This is a genomic window from uncultured Ruminococcus sp., assembly GCA_902785355.1.
Classification (GTDB): domain Bacteria; phylum Bacillota; class Clostridia; order Oscillospirales; family Acutalibacteraceae; genus Ruminococcoides.
The window spans coordinates 1-19,837 of sequence record CACZYF010000033.1 but is presented as its reverse complement, the minus strand read 5'-3'; the positions used below and the strand labels follow the sequence as shown (position 1 = coordinate 19,837).

The window sequence follows — 19,837 nt, the reverse complement described above, 5'->3', positions numbered from 1 at the left end:
AGGGGTTGCCGATGAGGTTCTCCCTCTGTCTGTCCGAGCCTTCTCTGAGGTAGCGGAAGGTTCTCAGGGAGGGGAGAGGATAGCCCTCGGGGTCGAAGAGCGAGCTCGGGACACACGCGGTCGCGCCGTAGTAGATCCCCGCGTCGTCGGGGTCGTAGGAGCCGCTGTAGGAGCTCGCCCAGCCTGCGCCGACGCGCTCGCGGATCGCATTCTTCTCCGCTTCGGTCTTACCGGGTACGTCGATCCACGCGGGCTCCCAGTACATCATACCGACGGCGTAGTCGCCGAGCTTCGCCATCGTCCGCGCGCAGTCGGCGATCTCATCGGCCTGACCCTGTACGCTGTGGGCGTAAGCGCCGATCTTCTCGGAGTCATAATCCCACGAGGTCTCGGCGATCATGACCTGCTTGCCGCTGATTTGATGCACCTTTTCGAGCTGGTCGGCGAGGTTATCGACCGTACCGTGGAACGCGGGATAGTAAGAGGTCGCGAAGATATCGTAATCGACGTTGTTGTCCTTGAGCTCCTGCGCGCAGCGGGTGTGCTGCTGCTGCTGCTCGGGGTTGGTGAAGTGGGTGACGATGCGGATATCAGAGTCGGTATCGCGAACCGCCTGAGCCGCCGTTCGCATGATCTCATAGCGCTTGTCGGTCTCGCCGCATAGTCCGGTGGTGGTCTCGTTGCCTACCTGTACCATGCTGACGGTCACGCCGTTGTCACGGAGCTTATTCAGACTTTGTACAGTGAAGTCATAAACTGCCTGCTTCTTCTCATCGAGGGGCATATTCTGCCATGCCTTCGGCGCCTTCTGCTTACCGGGGTCAGCCCAGAAGTCGGAGTAGTGGAAATCTACGAGCAGCCCCATGCCGTAGACGGCGGCGCGCTTACCCAGCTCAACCGCGGTGTCGATGGTACAGTTGCCGCCGCCGTAGCCGTTGCCGTCCTCATCAAAAGGATCATTCCAGACTCTCACGCGGATGGTGTTGATCCCCGCTTCGGAGAGTGTTTTCAGCAGATCCTGTTCTCTGCCGTCAAAGCTGTAAAATACCCTACCGCCGGCTTCAAGCGCCGGAAGGCTCGAGATATCCGCCCCGAGGATGAAGTCCTGCGGGAGCTCCTCGACCGGCTCTACAGTGATCGCTCGCTGCATGGCGGGTACGGAGATTGCAGCGGCGTTCGCGTATGCTGACGAGAAGGAAATGACCAACGCGATCAGGAAGGATAAAGATTTGATGAATGGGGAAAATGCTCTTTTCATAACGGACTCCTTTTGCTTTTTCATCTCTATCGTAACATATTACGAATCAGTTTTCAATCACTGAGAAAAAAGTTGAATTAATCAGTGACAAACGAGCATTGATAGTGTATAATACAGTCAGAATACTATTTCGAAATCAGAACGGAGGAATGATGATGAATAACGTTAAAGTCAACAACGAGATCGATCTGGCTTATCCCGACAGCTTTCGCCCGATGAGCGAGGAGGAGCTGATCAGGTATTTTTCCGCTGCGGAGAACCGCTGGGGCGTCTACGATACCGACAAGCACATCATCCTCTCGGTCAGCTGGACGAAGGCGGGCTTTTTGCAGACATTTACCGACGCGGAGTCGGTATTGATCGGTATCGAGTCGCGTATGCGCCGCTCCCTGCTCAATTACCAGAAGGTGACCGATTATGAGATGAAGATCGGGAAGAAGAAGGCGAACGGCGTTCGCTTTGAATACCGCGTGAACGACGCGCGGCTCGTACAGGTCGGCGACGTGGTCGTCTTTAAGTACAAGAAGCATTTCTATGTGATCCACTACATCACCCGCAAGGCGACTGCGGGACAGGATCGCGGGATGTTCAAGGAAGTTCTCGATTCCATCGCGCTCAACTGATCCGGATATAAAATGACCGCTGTATCTCCGTCGGGAGGCACAGCGGTTTTGCATTTGATAATTGTTTCGTTTAGAGTTATGCTTCAGCAAGTCCGTCAGCGATACCCATTATCACAATACCGATGATAACGACGGCGATGCAGACGTACTGGGCGGGCTTGAGCTTCTCCTTGAGGAAAATACGGGAGAGGATCGCCGATACGATACAGTAGGAGGCGATCATCGGAGCGGCAACGATCGGATTATCCGCCAGCGCATAGACGTAGAAGATCTGACCGAACTGTTCAAACAGCGCCGCCGGGAAGCGAGTCTTCCACTCAGGCTTCGCAAAGGGATTGTAGACCTTCTTCTCCTTGAAATACAGCACGATCCAGCAGACGATACCCGCAAAGAAGAAGGTGAAGCCGTACAGGATCAGCACGTCGATCTCGCCCAGCCCCAGTCCGGCCTTCTCGTCGAGGATGATGCCGTCGGCGGTGGTGCCGAGAGTGTCAAAGACACAGTACAGGATCGGGAACAGCAGCGCGAGTGCCCCGTAGCGGTACTTTCGCTCCTCCTTCGGCAGGTCGAGCGCGCCCTCCGCCTTCGCGAGCCTTTGCTCCACGATACCTAACGCGATCACACCCACGACGATCGGGACGGTGCCGATGACATGCAGTAACGTGAACTCCTCCCAGAAGCTGCCGATCGAGCCGGTCACGGAGAACCAGATGAACATCGCGATCGCGCTCAACGCGCCGGAGGCGTTCTGTACCGGTGAGACGATGCTGACCTCCAGATAGCGCATACCGGCGTATCCGATGACCATCGAGATGATGTAGCCCAAGGACGCGGGCAGGTACTTGACGGCAGCGCTGAAGATGCTCGTATCGGAGGTAAATAGCGTTTCGGCGGTGATCGCGTCGGGGATCGCGGCGCCGCCGTTCTTCAGCAGCGAGAGGATCGTCAGTACAAGTGAGACGAAGCCCATCATCAGACCGACCCATACGGCAGTTTTTAAATGGGAGTAACGGTCGCCGTCGACGTTACTTTTCTTGTAGAAGAGGTCGGCCAGACCCCATCCGAACATACAAATCAGTGTAAATACGAACCAAGACATTTTCTGTTGTTCTATCCTTCCAATTGTTGTTTTGCGGAGTCGTTTCCGCGTTGCTTCACATTATCGCGAAGCGTTGGAGAGCATCAGCTTGATGCGGTTTTCCTGGTTGATCGCGGTGGCGCCGGGGTCGTAGTCGATGGCGACGATGTTGACGCCGGGATTACGCTCCTTGATAGGCTTCATCATGCCCTTACCCGCGATATGGTTGGGCAGACAGCCGAACGGCTGGGTGCATATAATGTTATTCACACCCTCGCTGATGAGCTCGAGCATCTCGGCTGTCAGCAGCCAGCCCTCACCCATCTTCGCGCCCCTGCCGATATAGCCCTCGACGCGGCGTTGTGTTTCGTCAAAATCCGCCATCGGCATGAACTGCGGGTAGTGCTCCTGCATCATCGTGCGAATGTAGCGCAGTTTGCCTAAGAGGAATTTGTACAGGAACTTTGAGCCGAACGCCTTGAAGGGGCGGATGCGGTACAGGTCGTAGTCGACAAGACCGTTGTACACACAGTACAGGCAAAAGTCGACAAAGCCCGGCACAACCGGCTCGACGCCCTCTTTTAAGAGGAAGCTCTCCAGGTTGTTGTTCCCCAGCGGCGAGAACTTGACGTAGATCTCGCCGACGATGCCGACCTTGACCTTGTCGCGCTTTGTGTCGCCGAGGATCTTTGCAAAGTCGTCCGCGATGAGGCGGTAGTTCTTTTTGACATGGCTGTAGCGCATGGTCGAGGCGTGAGAGCTTTCTTCGAGTAGGATATCGACCCACTTCTTCACGGTGCGGTCGGTGATCCCCTTCTCCTTCTCATAGGGGCGGCACTGGTTCGCCATCAGCATCATCAGGTCGCCGTAAAAGGCGCAGTACAGCATACGGTAGAGCATCGGTACGGTGATCTTGAAGCCGGAGTGCTTTTCCAGTCCGCCGAAGTTCAGCGAGATGACGGGGATGTAGCCGTAGCCCGCCTTTTTCAGCGCCTTTCTCAGCAGATAGATGTAGTTCGAGGCGCGGCAGCCGCCGCCTGTCTGGGTGATCAGGAGGGCGATCTTGTGCTTATCGTAGCGGCCGGATTCGACCGCGTTGATCAGCTGTCCGATGACCAGCAGCGCGGGGTAGCATGTGTCGTTATGCACGAGCCTCAGCCCCGATTCCTTGATATCTCCGTCGACCTCCTCGAGAAAATCGACCTTGTAGCCGTAGCTGACCAGCACGTTTGAGATCAGCTTGAAATGGATCGGCAGCATGGTGGGCACGAGGATGGTGTAATCGCGCTTCATCTCTTTGGTGAATTCGATGTATTCGGCTTTGGCGGCAGCCATCTCACTGCCCCCTTTCTTTCAGCGCGCCGATCAGGGAGCGCAGGCGGATCCTGACGGCGCCGAGGTTGGTGATCTCGTCGATCTTGATCTGGGTGTAGAGCTTGCCGCCGTTCTCGAGGATGACGCGCACCTCGTCGGTGGTCACGGCGTCTACGCCGCAGCCGAAGGACACCAGCTGTACGAGCTGGGTATCGTCATGCTCACAGGCGTACTTCGCCGCCGCGTACAGGCGGGAGTGGTATGTCCACTGGTTGAGCACGCCTAAGGTCGGCGGCGTGACATCGGCGGTGACACTGTCCTCGCTGACGACGACAAAGTCCAGCGAGGTCGCGAGCTTATCGATGCCGTGACAGATCTCGGGATCGATGTGGTAGGGTCTGCCGGCGAGGATCATGATGCGCTTGCCCTTCTCGCGGGCAAAGCGCACCGCACGCTCACCCTCGGCGTAGATCAGCTGCATGTGCTTACGGTACGCGGCGATCGCTTCCTTGACGGCGCGGGTGACGGCGGCTTTCGTGATGCCTCCGAAGTACTTTTGCAGCACGAGCGTCAGCTCGCGGGCAAGCTCCTTCTCCTTATTGATATTTAGATATGGACATATAAACTTCGTCTTATGCAGGGAGTCCATGTTGCCCTGTAAAAGCTCCGAGTAGTAGGCGACGACGGGACAGTTGTAGAAGTTGTCGCCCTTATCCTCGTTGATGTTATAGGTCAGGCAGGGGTAGAAGATCGCGTCGACTCCCTGCTCGAGCAGCGTTTCGATGTGACCGTGCATGAGCTTTGCGGGGTAGCATACCGTGTCGGAGGGGATGGAGAACTGCCCCTTCTGATACAGCGCGCGGGTCGAGAAGCCCGACCGCACGACCTCAAAGCCGAGGCTTGTGAACAGCGTATGCCACAGCGGGTACAGCTCATACATACCTAGCGCCATCGGTATGCCGATTCTCTGTCGTGTTTTTTTGAGGGCAGTGTCGTTAGGCAACGGAGAGTTGTCGGAAGCGTCATAGCTCTCGATCAGCTTGCGTTTATACTCATAGAGGTTCGGGAGTTGCTCGTCATCGCTGAGGCGGATTCCCGCGCCTTTTTCACACTGGTTGCCGGAGATGAGCTTTTCATCCCCGTTGAAGATATTGACGGTCAGGCGGCAGTTGTTGGTACAGCCCTTACAGACTGCCGAGCGGCTCTCGTGCCGCAGTTCCTTGACCTCCTGCAGACTCAGGATGGTCGAACAAGCGGGCTTGTGCTCGCGGGCATACAGCGCCGCGCCGAACGCGCCCATCAGTCCCGCAATGTTGGGGCGGACGACCTCGCGCCCGACTTCCTTCTCAAAGCAGCGGAGCACCGCGTCGTTCATGAAGGTGCCGCCCTGTACGACGATCCGCTGACCCAGCTCGTCGGGGGAGGCGGCGCGGATGACCTTGTACAGCGCGTTCTTGACGACGGACAGCGACAGTCCCGCGCTGATATCGCGCACGGAGGCGCCGTCCTTCTGCGCCTGCTTGACGGATGAATTCATGAATACGGTACAGCGCGTACCGAGATCGACGGGGGCTTTCGAATACAGACCCTCGCGTGCGAATTCCTCCACGGTGTAGCCCATACTCTTTGCGAACGTTTCGATGAATGAGCCGCAGCCCGAGGAACACGCCTCGTTGAGCATGATGCTGTCGATACTGTTGTTGCGTATCTTGAAGCACTTGATGTCCTGACCGCCGATATCGAGAATGAAGTCCACCTCGGGGTCAAAGTGCTTAGCGGCGGTATAGTGCGCCATCGTCTCGACCAGCCCGAAGTCGATATGGAACGCCTTTTGGATCAGCTCCTCGCCGTAGCCCGTGACGGCACAGCCGCGCACGGTGATGCTGTCGCCGAACAGCTCGTAGATCTTCGTCAACTGTTCGCGGACGATGGCGACGGGGTTGCCTTTGTTGGAGCTGTAGTAGGTGTAGATGATGTCGCAGTTATCGGTGATGACGGTCAGCTTCGTGGTGGTGGAGCCGCAGTCGATGCCGATGTAGGCGTCGCCCGTGTACGCGCCGGCGTACTCGGTCTTGACGCTGTTCTTCGAGTGGCGGGTGATGAACGCCTGGTATTCGTTTTTATCCTTAAAGAGCGGCGGTAGGGTCGATACGGTATCCCGCTGCTTCATGCTCTCTCTGAGCCGGTCTGTCAGCAGCTCGTAGTTGAGCGTTTCGCCGTCGGCGGAGTACAGCGCCGCGCCGATCGCGACGGCGTACAGCCCGTATTCGGGGAAGATCGCGTTCTCATCACTGAGCTTCAAGGTCTCCTTGAAGCGTTCTCTCAGCCCCTTGCAGTAGTACAGCGGACCGCCGAGGAACATGACCTTGCCGGCGATCCTTCTGCCCTGTGCCAAGCCGCCGACTGTCTGATTGACGACCGCCTGATAGATCGAGGCGGCGATGTCGGCTTTGGTAGCCCCCTGATTGATCAGGGGCTGGATGTCGGTCTTGGCGAATACGCCGCAGCGCGAGGCGATGGGGTAGAGCTGCTTGTGGGTCAGGCTGAGATCATCCATCTCGGTGTTGCTCAGGTTCAGCAGGGTCGCCATCTGGTCGATAAAGGCGCCGGTACCGCCCGCGCAGGAGCCGTTCATGCGCTCGTCAAGCCCGCCGGAGAAGAAGATGATCTTCGCGTCCTCGCCGCCCAGCTCGATCACAGCGTCGGTGTCGGGCTGCAGGGTACGCACGCTCTCGGCGGTTGCGTAGACCTCCTGTACAAAGAGCAGAGAGGCGGCGTTCGCCATGCCCAGACCCGCCGAGCCGGAGACCGCAACAGTGAAGCTTCTGCCCATAAGCATGTCGCGTATCGCCTCGATCATCTCGAGCGTCTTTTGACGCACCTGTGAGAAGTGGCGTTCGTAGCGGCTGTAGACCATTCTGCCGTCGTCGATCAGCACGATCTTGGCAGTGGTGGAGCCGATATCGATGCCCATCAGCAGCTTTCCGGATGTTCGGTTTTTGTTATCTTTTATTATCATATATGGTTCCTCAAGCTACACTTGAAAGTAAAATACGTTATAATCACACAGAATATATTTTATCACTAATACCACTAAATGCAACAGGATTCACGCAATTTTGGTGTACTAAAAATTTCCGAAATATAACAAAAATCTGGTTATTTTGCTTGCACTTTGTCGGTAAATGGTATAAGATAAGGCTATCATCATTTAGGAGGAACAATTATGAAACGATCACTTGCAATCATTCTCGCGCTGGTGTTGGCAGTATCCGCCATGAGCGCATGCAGTATCAATATCAATTTCGGCGGAAAGAACGAGAACCCGACCGAAAAGAACGTTGACTCCGATATTGAGCTCCCGACTGTAGAGATTCCTACCGTACCCGAGCTTCCGACCGAGGTCGAGGTCGGTAAGCTCGAAGATTATGTCGGCACGGCTAAGGAGAAGGAGCTCAGCTTCGGCGACGGCAATAAGAACACCCTGCGTATTCCCGAGATCAAGCTTGACAGCGCCGACGCAAAGAAGGTGAACGCCGAGATCGACAAGAAATTCGCCGATGCTTTCGCTTCCGAAAAGTATGCGGGCATCGTCAAGCTCGATTATGAGGGATATCTCAACGGTTCGACCCTCAGCGTCGCCGTGACGGCAAAGATCGAAGGCGGCAACACCGACGGACTCGCCTATAACTTCGACGTCACGAGCGGCAAGCGCCTCGATAATAAGGCGCTGTGCGCGGTGATCGGCAAGGATTATGACGATGTGCTCTCCGACTTAGGCGCCGCGATGGAGGACAGCTACGACGAGCGCTTCGGAAAACTGCCTCAGAACGACACCGAGCGCGCCAAGACCTTCGCCAAGGATAATCTCGAAGCATCTACCCTCTATCTCAATAAAAACGGCGACACGATGGCGCTGTGTATGTTCTACGCGGCTGTAGGCGGCGGTCAGTTCATGACGCAGGTTGAGCTGTAATATTTCTAACGCACAAAAAGAGCAGGACCGCTTTGGCGGCCCTGCTTTTATGCTTTCAGAATGTTGCTGTCGGAGAGGATCAGCGCCTCCTTCTCCTCGCGGGAAAGATGCTTGATCGCGTATTCGCGGCGCATGGCGTCGCACTTTGTATCGCTTTCCTCGGCGTAGATCATTTCTACCGGCAGCCGCGAGCGGGTGTACTTGGAGGCGGTGCCTGCGTTGTGGGCTGACAGCCGTTTATCAAGGTCGTTCGTCCAGCCGCAGTACAGCGAGCCGTCCGCACAGCGTAATAAATAGGTGTAGTTACTCATGGGATTCCCATCGTTTCTTCAAATTGATTATCATGATAAAGCGATCTGCGAAAAAAGTCAATATTTGCGCCTTTTCTGCTTGTATTCCGCTAGTCGATATGATATGATGAAATTGCACATATCCCTGTCTGTTTATTCAACCTTCCCACTATTACGCCTGCCAAGATTGATAAGCCGAGAATTACCGAAAATTTGCTGTTTACAGCGGATTTGGATTTATTCTCGGTTGCTTAAGGAGAGATGCTTGTGTATTGCAGAAAATGCGGCAGCCCCATGCGTGACGACGACGCTTTTTGCGTCAATTGCGGTACGCCGGTACAGGATGTTTACGGCGTAAACAACGGCTATGATCCCGGCGGTTATCCGACCGATAAAGGGTATGTACAGACGCCTGAGCAGGATGCATACGGCGCGTACGACGGCTATGACCCCAACAGCTATGACCCCAACAGCTATGATCCCAACAGCTATGATCCCAACGGCTATAATCCGGGCGGCTATCAGGGAGACTATGAGCTTGTTCCGACTTATGAGATAACTCCGGCGCCGGTGCCCGTTCAGCCGAAGAAACCTAAGAGAAAGAAGCTCCTGATCGGGATTATCTCGGGGGCGGTCGTGCTGCTCGCGGTGGTGATCGCGGTGTTCCTGATCCCCAAGGCGCCGACGGATTATTATATCGTGAGGTTTACGTCGGGGGGAGACAAGGATGTGCTTGCCGAGTTTTGTCAGGAGGGTATCGATCTTCCGACGCACCTGCATCTATCCGGCAAGGGCGAGGCGACCATCCTTACTTCCGACGACATGACCTACATGACGCTCAGCTATGATGAAAAGACGTTGAGCGGTACGCTCACTTCTATAGCGGACGAGGACGCAGATGTCACCGTCAGTATCGACGATAAACGCTTCATCATCCGGGATGCCGATGATGAAGATGATGGCGAGTTGATCTTCGAAGTCCCAAATACGAAAGAGCTGAGCGGAACCTATGTGATGACCGGTATGCTTTTTGACGGGTTATCCGATGAGGAGCTGTTCGAGTCATTCACCAGGGATAGTAATACCTTCGAAAGTAAGATGACGATCAACGAGGACGGAAGCGGTGTTTGTTCATCCTACTCCGGGGAAATGCTGTGGGATTTTACCGTTGACAAACATAACATGACATTGTCGGGACAGAATGATACCGGAGATATTAATGGTTATCTTGTCATGTGTGACGGCAAGGTGGCTGTCTATGATTCGACCGGCACCACGGTCTATTACGAACGCTCAAGCACTGTCAATCATGCTGCCTTCGAGGGTGAGTATAACCTGACCGAGGCGACAAGTGACAAAATCGATAACGTGCTCGAATATTGGATGCAGAACAAACAAAAGAATATGACCAAGCTGACGATGAACGCCGACGGTACCGGAATGCTGCTTTATGATGACGGAACCGCCTTTTTAGACATTAGCCTAAACAAGGATGAAACGGCAGGTATTGCAGTAAGTAGAACATCGAATCAGGAGGAATATCCTTGTTACTTCCGATATCGGGAGGACGCCGTCACGCTTTATATAAGCGGAAAAGCTATTTACTCGTTTGCGCCTGCAAGGGAAAAGCTGACCGAAGATGAGCTCGGAGAGTACACCGTCACTCGTTTTATAAATGCTGTAGAAAATACGGATTTCCTGGAGGAAAGTATTGTTAAAGGTAAAAAGCTCGTCAGCCGTTTCACCGTGAAATCCGATAATACGGGAACGGTTCTCTACTCGGACGATACCGAATTTGCAAAACTGACACTGAATCCGAAAGATATAACCTGCACACTAAAGGCTACACTTAACAACGAAGAGCACAGTTTCTACATGCTGACCGGCGAGGAAGAACTCACACTGTACGGGATTAATTGTGGCAACATCATCAATCTGTCCAAGAACCCGTTCTCGGGGGCGCTCCGTCTGATCGGTTCGGAGGATTCCGCAAATGGTACGCTGATCTCGTATAGATCGAAGGATAAACCGGAAAATCAGGTGTCGAAGAAGACCGGCGATTTTCTGGAATTAAAGAAGGAAGAAACCAGATCGTACCTGTATGACAACTATCGGTTCAAGTATCTCACCTATAAGCAGGAAACGATGATCGGTACCATGGATTCCGAGGAGGAAGCCGAGTCTACGACGACAGCCCCTCAATCTTCCGAACAATCCACGGCTGTTGGTAGAATTTTACAGAGGGTAAAAGAATCTGTTGCTAATAAGAAAAAGCAGCACAAGATCTTCATGACGGTCTATGACGATGTCGTAACGGTGTACAACACGGATGCCCAGATCGTCTTCAAATATCAATTCGAAGTACCGGAAGAAGTGCCGGAAAAAGAACCGTAAAAAGAAGAATAGGCGACAAAACGGCGCTGTGAAGGATGATTCACTTCACAGCGCCGTGATTTTTTGATGTATGCTTGCTCAGTCCTTGCGGTAGGGGGTGTCCTCCAGCGGGAGGGACTGACGGAATTTGCCGTCATACTTGTAGTACGCCAGCGCGCAGGCGGGCGCGGTGGGGATCATGCACAGCTCACCGCAGCCCTTCGCGCCCAGCGAGTAGGGGAGCTTGTCCTTTTCCTCGGGGCGACAGAGGATGACCTCCAGCTCGGGTGCTTCATCCGCGCGCATAAAGCCGATCCTGCCGAATCTTGAAACGGGATAGCCGTCCTTACACTCGAACTTCTCGGTCACGCCGTAGCCGATGCCCATGACCATACCGCCCTCGATCTGACCCTCGACCGACCGGATGTTGACCGGTGTGCCGACGTCGAAGGCGGATACCGCCTTCTTGATCCTGCCGTCATCATCGAGTACGATAAGCTGGACTCCGTAGGAGTAGGAGATGTGGCTGACGGGGTTCTCCTTGATCGCGCCGAGGGGGTCGGTCTTGGCGCTGTATTCGCCGAAGAACTCCTGACCCTCCAGCTCGTCGAGCGTGTGCTCCCTGAGCGCGTCGCGGAGCTTTTCGCCTACCCTTCGGGCGGCTTCACCCGTCATGACGGTCTGGCGCGAGGCGGTCGAGGTACCCGCGTCGGGGGTACGGATCGTGTCGGCTGTCTCAAAGAGGAACAGCGCGGGATCGAGCTCGGTGACGTGGCAGATCTCGGTCAGCACCATCTGTCCGATGCCCTGACCCATGCACGACGCGGAGGTGCGGATGTGGATCTTTCCGCCCTCTACGGACAACAGCACGCGCCCGATATCCTTCTTGCCCATGCCGGTGCCCGAGTTCTTGAAGCCGCAGGCGAGTCCGACATACTTGTTGCTGTAGTAGATATCCTTCACGGCGTCCAGACACGCCGCCATGTTGGTGTTTGGATCGGCGGTCTGACCGTTCGGCAGGATGTCGCCGGGCTTGATGGCGTTGCGGCGACGGAACTCCCACGGATCGATGCCGACCATCTCGGCGAGCAGGTTGATGTTGCTCTCAGTCGCGAAGCAGCTCTGGGTCACGCCGAAGCCGCGGTACGCGCCCGAGGGAACGTTATTGGTATAGACCGACATCCCGAAGATGTCGATGTTCTGATAGTTATAGGGACCTGCCGCGTGGGTGCAGGCGCGGTGGAGCACCGGGCCGCCGAGCGAGGCGTAAGCGCCGGTATCGGCGATGATGACGCCCTTCATGCCTGTGAGGATGCCGTTCTCGTCGCAGGCGGTGGTGAACTCCATCTCCATCGGATGGCGCTTGACGTGGTAGTCGAGGCTCTCCTGACGGCTGTATTTGACCTTGACGGGGCGCTTGGTGTACCACGCCATCAGCGCGGCGTAGGGCTGGACGCTCATGTCCTCCTTGCCGCCGAAGCCGCCGCCGACCAGCGGCGCACGGACGTGTACCTTCTCCGGAGCGAGCCCCAGCGCCTTGGAGCACTCGCGCTGTACGTCATAGATGCTCTGGCTGGTGGTATAGATCAGGAGTCCGTCGTCGCCCTCGGGCAGCGCCACACAGCACTCCGGCTCCATGAAGCCGTGCTCCTGCCATGTGGTCTTGTACTTGCGGGTCACGACGTATTTTGAGTTGCGGATCGCTTCGTCGGCGTTGCCGCGCACGAGGTTCGCGCGGCTCATGATGTTGCCGTCCTCGTGGATCAGCGGCGCGTCGCCCCGGAGCGCCTCATACGGCGAGGTCAGCGGGGTCAGCTCCGTGTAATCGACCTCGATCAGATCACAGATCTCCTGCAGGCTCTCCTGCTTCGTCGACGCGACGACCGCCAGCACGTTGCCGACATACTTGGTGATATCGCCCTCGCCGAGCATGACGTCCCAGTCCTGCTTGATGTGTCCGATCTTGTTGTTCTTGACGTCCTTCTTGGTCAGTATCTCGACGCAGTCGGGATGCTCTAAGGCACGGGAGAAGCCGATCTTGTTGATACGCGCACGGGGGTATTTTGAATACAGCCCCTTGGCGTACAGCATGCCGTCAAAGTACAGGTCGTCGGCGAAGATGCCGCTGCCGTTGACCTTCTCCTTCGCGTCGATACGGGCGGCATACTCGTCCATGTGCAGGCTTTTCGGCGGAGCGGGGATCTCGCGCCCCTCGCGGAAGAAGTCCGCCGCCATCAGGATCGCGTCCTCGATCTTCTTGTAGCCGGTACAACGGCAGAGGTTGCCCTTGATGGCTTTCTTGACGTCCGCGCGGGTGGGGGAGAGGTTCTCATCGAGCAGTGCCTTCGCCGAGATGATCATGCCCGGGATGCAGAAGCCGCACTGCACCGCGCCCGCGGTAGCGAAGCAGTGTTCGTAGACGCGCATTTCTTCGGGGGCGATACCCTCGACGGTCAGCACCTTCTTGCCCTGCAATTTTGAGAGCGATACGACGCATGCCTTGGTCTTTTTGCCGTCGACCAGCACGGTACAGGTACCGCATACGCCCTCGGAGCAGCCGTCCTTGGCGGCGGTCAGGTGCAGATCGTCACGCAAAAAACGCAGCAGCTTCTTATCATGCGGATATTCGTAATCCTTACCGTTTATGTTAACAATATACATAGAATCACCTGTTTCAGGCTCCCTTTCCCAAAGCTTTGAATCGATTATTATAGCGTAGCAAGATAGTCTGTAATCAGATTCGTTACGACGGTTTGGCGGTACTCGGCGGAGACTCTGCCGCGGGTAAAGGTCATCTTCCCGATGAACTTCTTCGCGTATTCGTCGGCGTTCGCTCTGATCTCATCGAGCGACTTGCCGATCAGTTCCGCTTCGACATCGCGGTAGCGATTGAAGGCGCCTTCGCCGATGACGGTGACGGAGATGCCCTTGAGCACGCCGTCCTCTGCCTTATATGTGCCCGCGATCGCGACGCGGGAGATCGCCAGCGCATTTCTGCCGCCGATCTTCTTGTAATAATACGGAAGATCAAAGGTCGCCTTGGGGAGCAGGATCTCGGCGATCAGTTCATTGTCACCGAGGTTCGTGACGCCCCTTCGCACGCAGAAGTCGTCGAAGGGGATGATCCTCTCGCCTTTTTCCGATACAAGTCGGACGCGTGCGTCCAGAGCAAATCCGGCTAAGACAGAATCAGCCTTGTCGGAGCCGTTGCCGAGGTTGCCGCCGAAGGTACCGGCGTTGCGGATCGCGGGAGCGGCGATACGGGAGACAGCCTCCTTCATCAGCGGGGGGACAAGGTCGCTGTCGAGCGCCTGTGTAAAGGTCACGGCTGCGCCGATACGGATGTATTCGCCGTCTTCCGTGATCTTCTTGATCTCGTCGATGTCGTTGAGGAACAGGAAGGGTACGCCCTCGGGCTTCTTCACCATGACGTCGGTGCCGCCCGCGTAGGGGATGACCTGCTCGCGCGCTCTGATCGTGAGCGCTTCCTGCAGGGAAGTGGGTTTATATCCGTTTACCATAATCCGTCACCCTCCTTTGCGGCGTTCAGTACGGCGTTGACGATGGCGTTGTAGCCCGTACAGCGGCAGATATTGCCCGAGAGCCCCTCGCGCACCTGTTTCTCGGTGGGATGGGGATTTTTGCTCAGGACGGATTCCGCGGCGAGCAGCATCCCGGGGATGCAGAAGCCGCATTGAACCGCGCTCAGCTCGGCGAACGCCTCGGATAATACCTCAAAGCGAGCCGTCCCGCGATAGCCCTCGACGGTCACGATCTCATGACCGTCCAACGCGCCCATCGCGACGCAGCAGGAGTTGACCAGCACGCCGTCGATCAGTACGGCGCACGCGCCGCATTCGCCCTCTTTACAGCCGCATTTGACGCTCTTCATATCATAAGTATCCCGCAAAACGTCCAGCAGCCTGTCGGTCGCCGAGCCGTCATAGCAGGTGGTTTTTCCGTTTAACGTGAAGGTGATACCGTTCATCACAGCGCCTCCTTATTCAGTTCCAGGATAACGTCCTCGGTCGAGAACGGGATGGTGTGCAGACGGTGCTTATGCATGCCTCCCAGTGCCTGCTCCACCGCTTCCAGATACGCCGCGGGCGGCGCTACCAGCGGGAGCTCGCCCGCTCCCTTTGCTCCGTACGGGCCGTCGGGGTATTCCTCAACGTGCATTTTCGCGACTAAGTTCGGTACATCCATCGAGGTGGGTACGAGGTAATCGGTGAAGCTGTTGTTGCGGATCCTACCCTTGCCATCGTAGCTCATCTTCTCGATGGAAGCGTAGCCTAAGCCCTGCAGGAAACCGCCCTCCATCTGACCGACGACGATATTGTAGTCCACCGGTGTGCCGACGTCGAAAACGCCGTAGGCGCCCGGGATCTTGACAAGTCCTGTGTAGGTGTCGACCTCTACCTCAACGGCGCTGACTGCCCACGCGTAGGTGGGGTAGGCGTCGCCCTCGAAGCGGTCGAGATAGAACGGGATCATGAAGTCGGGCTCCTTGTAGTGCTCCTCGACCTCTTGCTCCTTGCCCTCCTGCCAGATATCGCGCAGCTTGATGGCAGCTCTGCGCAGCAGCTCGCCGACGATCATCAGGCTGCGGGACGCGACCGTCGGGCCTGAGTCCGGCACGCGCGCGGTATCGGGATGGTTATAGTACACCCGCTCGAGCGGGATATTCAGCTCATGCGCGACGATCTTGGGGAAGGTAGTGCGAACGCCCTGACCGATATCGCCGTTGCTGGCAAGCACCTCGACGGTGCCGTCGGCGTATTTGCGCAGCTTCGCGGTCGCCTTGATCATATCCCTCTCGCCCGAGCCGGTGAAGCCCGCGCCGTGGAAGATCGCCGAGAAGCCGATGCCCCTGCGGTAGCGCCCGCTCTGGGGCTTCGCGTATTCCTTGTGCTTTCTGATCACGTCGCTCATCTCGTCCAGCTCACTGAGCATGGCGGGGATCGGAACGGGGAAGTGGTACCTGCCCTGCGTGGAGGTCATGTCGCCCTGCTTAGCAAAGTGGCGCTGCTTGAATTCGATGCTGTCCTCGCCGAGATCCTGCGCGATATGATCCATCATCATCTCCATCGCGAAGAAGGTCTGCGGCGCGCCGAAGCCGCGGTAGGCGCCGCAGGGGACGGTATTGGTCTTGACCGCCTTGCCGGTGACGTGGACGTTCGGGATATCATATACGCCGGGGGCGGCGATGATGCCGCGCTGCAGTACGACGGCGCTCAGGGTGGAGTACGCGCCCGCGTCAAAGCGGATCGCCGCGTCGACGGCGGTGACTCTGCCGTCCTTGACGGCGACCTTATAGATACTCAGCGCGGGGTGACGCTTGGGGGTAAATTCCAGATCTTCACGGCGGTTGTAGACGCAGCGAACGGGCTGACCCGCTTTCTTCGCCGCGACAGCGACCTGACAGCCTAAGATGGAGGGGAAATCCTCCTTGCCGCCGAAGCCTCCTCCGGTGACGTCCTGCAGGATATGAACGCCGTCGGGACCCGTACCCATCGCCCGAGCGACGGCGCCGTGGACGTAGTAGGGGCACTGTAAGGAGCCGTGGACAAACATCCTGCCGTCCGCCTCCGGCTCCGCCATCATGCCCTGGGGTTCGAGATAGGTCTGATCCTGGTAACCGGTGAAGAACTCCTCTTCATAGACCTTGTCAGCCTCGGCGAAGGCTCTGTGTATATCGCCGTGACCGAACTCGTAGTTGAAGAAGGTCTCGGTGCCGTTTCTCAGGTCGAGCATCGGCTCGAGCTCCTCATAATCGACCCTGACCTGACCAAGCAGTTCTTCGACGGTCTTTTCGTCGGGACCTGCGAGCATGCCGACCGGCTCGCCGATATACTCGACCGTCTCACGACAGAATACAGGCGTATCGTCCAGCACGATGTTGACGTTGTTGTCGCCGGGGATGTCACTGCGGTCGACCCAGAAGTAACCCTCGGGCAGCTCGGGAACGCTGACGGACAGCACCCGCGCCTTGGCGTAGGGCGAGTGGAGCAGCCTGCCGCAGAGGATCGGCTTGCCGCTTGCGGTCACGTTATAGTCGTCGACGTAGACCGACCGTCCCTCTATCTTCGGATCATGATCCTTCTTCTTGACGGATTGACAGATATCTTTCATGTTATCGCCTGCTTTCTATGGTGATATTGGGTGATTTGATTGTTTCAGCGCCTCGTAATCCGCGGGTGTATCCAGATCGACCGTACAGCCGCGATCTTCTACGGGGATCTCTCTGACGGTATGGCGGCTGAGTATGGCTCTCAGTCCGCCCTCGCCCGTATAGCCGAGTATCTCGGGGATCAGCGAAGCCGAGATCAGCGGCGGATGTCCGCGCCTGCCGCCGAAGGTGGGAATCAGCGCCTCAGCCGAGCCGTCGAAGGCGTTGACCAGCGCCCTGTAGGTGCTCTCTGCAATCAGCGGCATATCCGCCGGCACGAGGAAGAAGGCGTCGCAGTCGGGGAGCGCCCGCACCCCGAGCTGTATCGAGGTCAGCATATCGGTGGAGGCGAAGTCGGGATTCTCGGTGATTATCAGCCTGTCGCCGAAGCGCGAGAGCAGCTCACGCAGCTCGTCGGAGCGCTTGCCCAGTACCGCGACAGCTGTATCACAGACCGCCAGCGGCGTGCTGACGGCGTGCTCGATGACGGTACGATCACCGAAGGGCAGCAGCGGCTTGAAACGTCCCATTCGGGACGAAAGACCTGCCGCGGGGATGACCGCGCCGATATGCAATTGACGCCCCATCCGATCGCCTCCTACCGTTGCTTTTCGGCAAGAGGTGTATCACTCCCTGCCGAATCGTATAATTATTTATATTTTATCACAAAACACAATATTGTCAATGAGGTTTCAATAACTTTTGCACAGTTTACACAAATAAAAGCGTTCCCTTGTGATTCGACCGCTTTCGCCCTTGACAAAAGCCACCGACAGTGGTAACATATAGATGCTGAAAGGCATATATCGCGGGGTGGAGCAGATGGTAGCTCGTCGGGCTCATAACCCGGAGGTCGTGAGGTTCAAGTCCCACCCCCGCAACCATTGAGAGTGACTTTTTAAGTCACTCTCATTTTTTGTTAAATTTTCTTAAATAGCTCAAAAATGGCTTATTCATGCGGTTTCTGAGCACTCCTAAAAATCAAGTTGAGAAAATTTAGCGAAACGAAACTAACAAAAGTTAGACCTACAATGGCCAAATGTAGGTCTATAAACCAACAGTTAGACCTACAATTAGACCAACAATTTTACACAAAAAAATTTATGAAATACCACGCACAAAGGATTTGTTTTGCCGGCTCTCTGTGAATTGCAGAGAGCTGTTTTTATATAAAAGATGAACTGTCGAAATAAATCTGTAAAAGCGCAACTCGATTACTCACAGTCATGCCTCACAAAAATGTATCAGCTTCTCGGCGCGGTATACAAGAAGGCGATCAAACGCAACATCGTTGCGGATACGCCTCTCAAAGAGTTCAAATGTCCGAAATCCAACAAGCCTACTGTTCCTGTACGTGCATTGACGGTCAATGAGCAGAAGAAGCTGCTCGATGTTCTTAAACATGAGGACGTCCGATACAGCGATATCATGCTGTTGTCGATGTTCACCGGAATGAGAATCGGCGAGTGCTGCGCATTGATGGTAGAGGACATCAACTTTAATGAACAGACGCTCAGAGTCAGCAAAACCGTTGCGCGTGGTAAATTCGGAAAGAATGAGATCCACGAACCCAAGACTTCTTCCGGTACGCGCACACTGTTCATCAATGATGAATTAGCCGACTTTCTGAAAGGCGTTATCGGAGACAAGAAAAGCGGAGTGCTGTTCCTATCTAGTAACGATAATCTTGTTACGACGAATCAGGTCAACTATTCATATGCAGCGGCTATGAAGAAGTACGGAGTTGTTGATTCCTCGGTGTATGGTAAAGTGAATCTGCACAGCTTACGCCATACATACGCGACGAGGTGCATTGAATCCGGTATGCCCGCAAAGGTGCTGCAGAAGATCATGGGGCATTCGGATATCAATATAACGCTGGACATTTACTGTTCCGTTTTCGAGAAATTCCGAAATGAGCATCTTGCTATCGCCGACGAGTATATGAGGTCAAATAATCTCTCGATCGCGTGATAGACCTACAATTAGACATACAAAGTCACAAAAACCCAGTATTTATGCGGGTTGTAATGGTCCCCGCAACCAAACTAAGACTCTCGATTTGATACAATCGGGAGTCTTGTTCTTTTTTGAAACACCCAACAAAACCGCATAATTAAGCCATTTCTTAGCAATATTGGCGCAATAATGCCCTGCCGGGGAAACAAGTGTTGACGACTTTGATTTCACCGGCAGGGCAATTTTTCTTGCCGAAATACGGCTATCGTTTGATTTTAGGCTAAAGTTTGCCTTTTAGTGCTATCGTTTGCCCTTTGAGTTTATCGTTTGTCTTATGGGGCTAAAGTTTGCCTTATGGGTTTATCGTTTGCCTTATAGGGTTATCGTTTGTCTGTTGCAAATACTTATTTCACAAAGAAATCATCCATAGAAGCTAAACTCATATTTGTCTATTAACTTAACATTGGGGTTATGGAAAAATCTTTCACCTCTCTGAGTATAAGAAGCAACCTCATAACAAGAATCAAATTCTCTTTCATTTCAAACATCTCCATTGAAATAGAAAGCGCCCCGCGGTTGGCAGGGCGCTGGAGTAGTAATTATTAGCCTTGGATCTGAATGGTCTTGCGTTCCGGAAGCGCTACCGGCTTCTCCTTCGGGAAGTCAAGCGTCAGGACGCCATCCTCAAACTTGGCCTTGACATCTTCTTCCTTGACATTCTCGCCGATATAGAAGCTTCTGGTCATGGAGCCTTCGTAGCGTTCCTGATGAACGATCTTGCCCTTCTTATCCTTGCC

Annotated in this window: 15 protein-coding genes and 1 tRNA gene; 5 read left to right on the top strand and 11 right to left on the bottom strand. The window is 55.3% G+C overall.

What is annotated here, in order from left to right; translation table 11 throughout:
* On the bottom strand, positions 1 to 1,258 hold a 1,258-nt coding region (locus tag R2I50_RS08075; protein ID WP_316608642.1), incomplete at its 3' end, for a glycosyl hydrolase 53 family protein.
* Between the two features lie 155 nt (positions 1,259 to 1,413).
* Between R2I50_RS08075 and R2I50_RS08070 the strand changes: the two genes are divergently transcribed.
* Positions 1,414 to 1,881 (top strand): hypothetical protein, encoded by a 468-nt coding sequence (locus R2I50_RS08070; protein WP_316608641.1) that lies wholly within the window; start codon positions 1,414 to 1,416, stop codon positions 1,879 to 1,881.
* Between the two features lie 76 nt (positions 1,882 to 1,957).
* On the opposite strand, the gene R2I50_RS08065 is transcribed toward R2I50_RS08070, so the two are convergent.
* Genes R2I50_RS08065 through R2I50_RS08055 form a run of 3 tightly spaced genes read right to left on the bottom strand, consistent with a single transcriptional unit; the run spans position 1,958 to position 7,292 of the window.
* Positions 1,958 to 2,980, bottom strand: coding sequence for an EamA family transporter (locus R2I50_RS08065; protein WP_316608640.1), 1,023 nt, complete (start codon positions 2,978 to 2,980; stop codon positions 1,958 to 1,960).
* Positions 2,981 to 3,040: 60 nt separating this feature from the next.
* The gene (locus R2I50_RS08060; protein ID WP_316608639.1) at positions 3,041 to 4,294 is read right to left on the bottom strand and encodes a 2-hydroxyacyl-CoA dehydratase; all 1,254 of its coding nucleotides are present in this window, start codon (positions 4,292 to 4,294) and stop codon (positions 3,041 to 3,043) included.
* Position 4,295: 1 nt separating this feature from the next.
* Positions 4,296 to 7,292, bottom strand: a complete 2,997-nt coding sequence (locus R2I50_RS08055; protein ID WP_316608638.1) for an acyl-CoA dehydratase activase-related protein — start codon at positions 7,290 to 7,292, stop codon at positions 4,296 to 4,298.
* Between the two features lie 207 nt (positions 7,293 to 7,499).
* On the opposite strand from R2I50_RS08055, the gene R2I50_RS08050 reads away from it, so the two are divergent.
* Complete coding sequence (locus R2I50_RS08050; RefSeq protein WP_316608637.1) at positions 7,500 to 8,249, top strand: hypothetical protein; 750 nt, start codon at positions 7,500 to 7,502, stop codon at positions 8,247 to 8,249.
* 47 nt (positions 8,250 to 8,296) lie between these two features.
* Here R2I50_RS08050 and R2I50_RS08045 read toward each other — a convergent pair whose 3' ends face one another.
* Positions 8,297 to 8,560, bottom strand: a complete 264-nt coding sequence (locus R2I50_RS08045) for a GIY-YIG nuclease family protein (protein ID WP_316608636.1) — start codon at positions 8,558 to 8,560, stop codon at positions 8,297 to 8,299.
* Positions 8,561 to 8,806: 246 nt separating this feature from the next.
* Between R2I50_RS08045 and R2I50_RS08040 the strand changes: the two genes are divergently transcribed.
* Entirely contained in the window at positions 8,807 to 10,933 is a 2,127-nt protein-coding gene (locus R2I50_RS08040) for a zinc ribbon domain-containing protein (RefSeq protein WP_316608635.1), read from the top strand.
* Between the two features lie 78 nt (positions 10,934 to 11,011).
* Here the strand turns inward: R2I50_RS08040 and xdh are convergent, their stop codons facing one another.
* From xdh to R2I50_RS08015, 5 genes are read right to left on the bottom strand one after another with little or no spacing between them, the layout of a single operon-like run.
* Positions 11,012 to 13,573 (bottom strand): selenium-dependent xanthine dehydrogenase, encoded by a 2,562-nt coding sequence (gene xdh, locus R2I50_RS08035; RefSeq protein ID WP_316608634.1) that lies wholly within the window; start codon positions 13,571 to 13,573, stop codon positions 11,012 to 11,014.
* Positions 13,574 to 13,620: 47 nt separating this feature from the next.
* Entirely contained in the window at positions 13,621 to 14,433 is an 813-nt protein-coding gene (locus R2I50_RS08030) for an FAD binding domain-containing protein (protein WP_316608633.1), read from the bottom strand.
* Positions 14,427 to 14,900: a 2Fe-2S iron-sulfur cluster-binding protein gene (locus tag R2I50_RS08025; RefSeq protein WP_316608632.1), complete on the bottom strand. Its 474-nt coding sequence runs from the start codon at positions 14,898 to 14,900 to the stop codon at positions 14,427 to 14,429. Before R2I50_RS08025 ends, R2I50_RS08030 begins: the two co-directional genes overlap by 7 nt.
* Positions 14,900 to 17,044 carry a xanthine dehydrogenase family protein molybdopterin-binding subunit gene (locus R2I50_RS08020; protein ID WP_316608631.1) on the bottom strand — a complete coding sequence of 715 codons (2,145 nt, stop codon included), beginning with the start codon at positions 17,042 to 17,044 and terminating at the stop codon, positions 14,900 to 14,902. Before R2I50_RS08020 ends, R2I50_RS08025 begins: the two co-directional genes overlap by 1 nt.
* A gap of 15 nt (positions 17,045 to 17,059) precedes the next feature.
* Complete coding sequence (locus R2I50_RS08015) at positions 17,060 to 17,668, bottom strand: nucleotidyltransferase family protein (RefSeq protein ID WP_316608630.1); 609 nt, start codon at positions 17,666 to 17,668, stop codon at positions 17,060 to 17,062.
* A gap of 220 nt (positions 17,669 to 17,888) precedes the next feature.
* On the opposite strand from R2I50_RS08015, the gene R2I50_RS08010 reads away from it, so the two are divergent.
* Positions 17,889 to 17,965 (top strand) — tRNA-Met (locus R2I50_RS08010).
* 355 nt (positions 17,966 to 18,320) lie between these two features.
* Positions 18,321 to 19,055: a site-specific integrase gene (locus R2I50_RS08005; protein WP_316608629.1), complete on the top strand. Its 735-nt coding sequence runs from the start codon at positions 18,321 to 18,323 to the stop codon at positions 19,053 to 19,055.
* A 587-nt stretch (positions 19,056 to 19,642) separates the two neighbouring features.
* On the opposite strand, the gene R2I50_RS08000 is transcribed toward R2I50_RS08005, so the two are convergent.
* Positions 19,643 to 19,837: Hsp20 family protein (locus R2I50_RS08000; RefSeq protein ID WP_316608628.1), on the bottom strand; the 195-nt coding region annotated here is incomplete at its 5' end.

Coding starts and splice junctions, on each gene's coding strand:
- R2I50_RS08050 (WP_316608637.1), top strand. CDS start 7,500: ATGAAACGATCACTTGCAATCATTCTCGCGCTGGTGTTGGCAGTATCC.
- R2I50_RS08025 (WP_316608632.1), bottom strand. CDS start 14,900: ATGAACGGTATCACCTTCACGTTAAACGGAAAAACCACCTGCTATGAC.
- R2I50_RS08005 (WP_316608629.1), top strand. CDS start 18,321: ATGTATCAGCTTCTCGGCGCGGTATACAAGAAGGCGATCAAACGCAAC.
- R2I50_RS08060 (WP_316608639.1), bottom strand. CDS start 4,294: ATGGCTGCCGCCAAAGCCGAATACATCGAATTCACCAAAGAGATGAAG.
- R2I50_RS08045 (WP_316608636.1), bottom strand. CDS start 8,560: ATGAGTAACTACACCTATTTATTACGCTGTGCGGACGGCTCGCTGTAC.
- R2I50_RS08020 (WP_316608631.1), bottom strand. CDS start 17,044: ATGAAAGATATCTGTCAATCCGTCAAGAAGAAGGATCATGATCCGAAG.
- R2I50_RS08030 (WP_316608633.1), bottom strand. CDS start 14,433: ATGGTAAACGGATATAAACCCACTTCCCTGCAGGAAGCGCTCACGATC.
- R2I50_RS08070 (WP_316608641.1), top strand. CDS start 1,414: ATGAATAACGTTAAAGTCAACAACGAGATCGATCTGGCTTATCCCGAC.
- R2I50_RS08065 (WP_316608640.1), bottom strand. CDS start 2,980: ATGTCTTGGTTCGTATTTACACTGATTTGTATGTTCGGATGGGGTCTG.
- R2I50_RS08055 (WP_316608638.1), bottom strand. CDS start 7,292: ATGATAATAAAAGATAACAAAAACCGAACATCCGGAAAGCTGCTGATG.
- xdh (WP_316608634.1), bottom strand. CDS start 13,573: ATGTATATTGTTAACATAAACGGTAAGGATTACGAATATCCGCATGAT.
- R2I50_RS08015 (WP_316608630.1), bottom strand. CDS start 17,668: ATGGGGCGTCAATTGCATATCGGCGCGGTCATCCCCGCGGCAGGTCTT.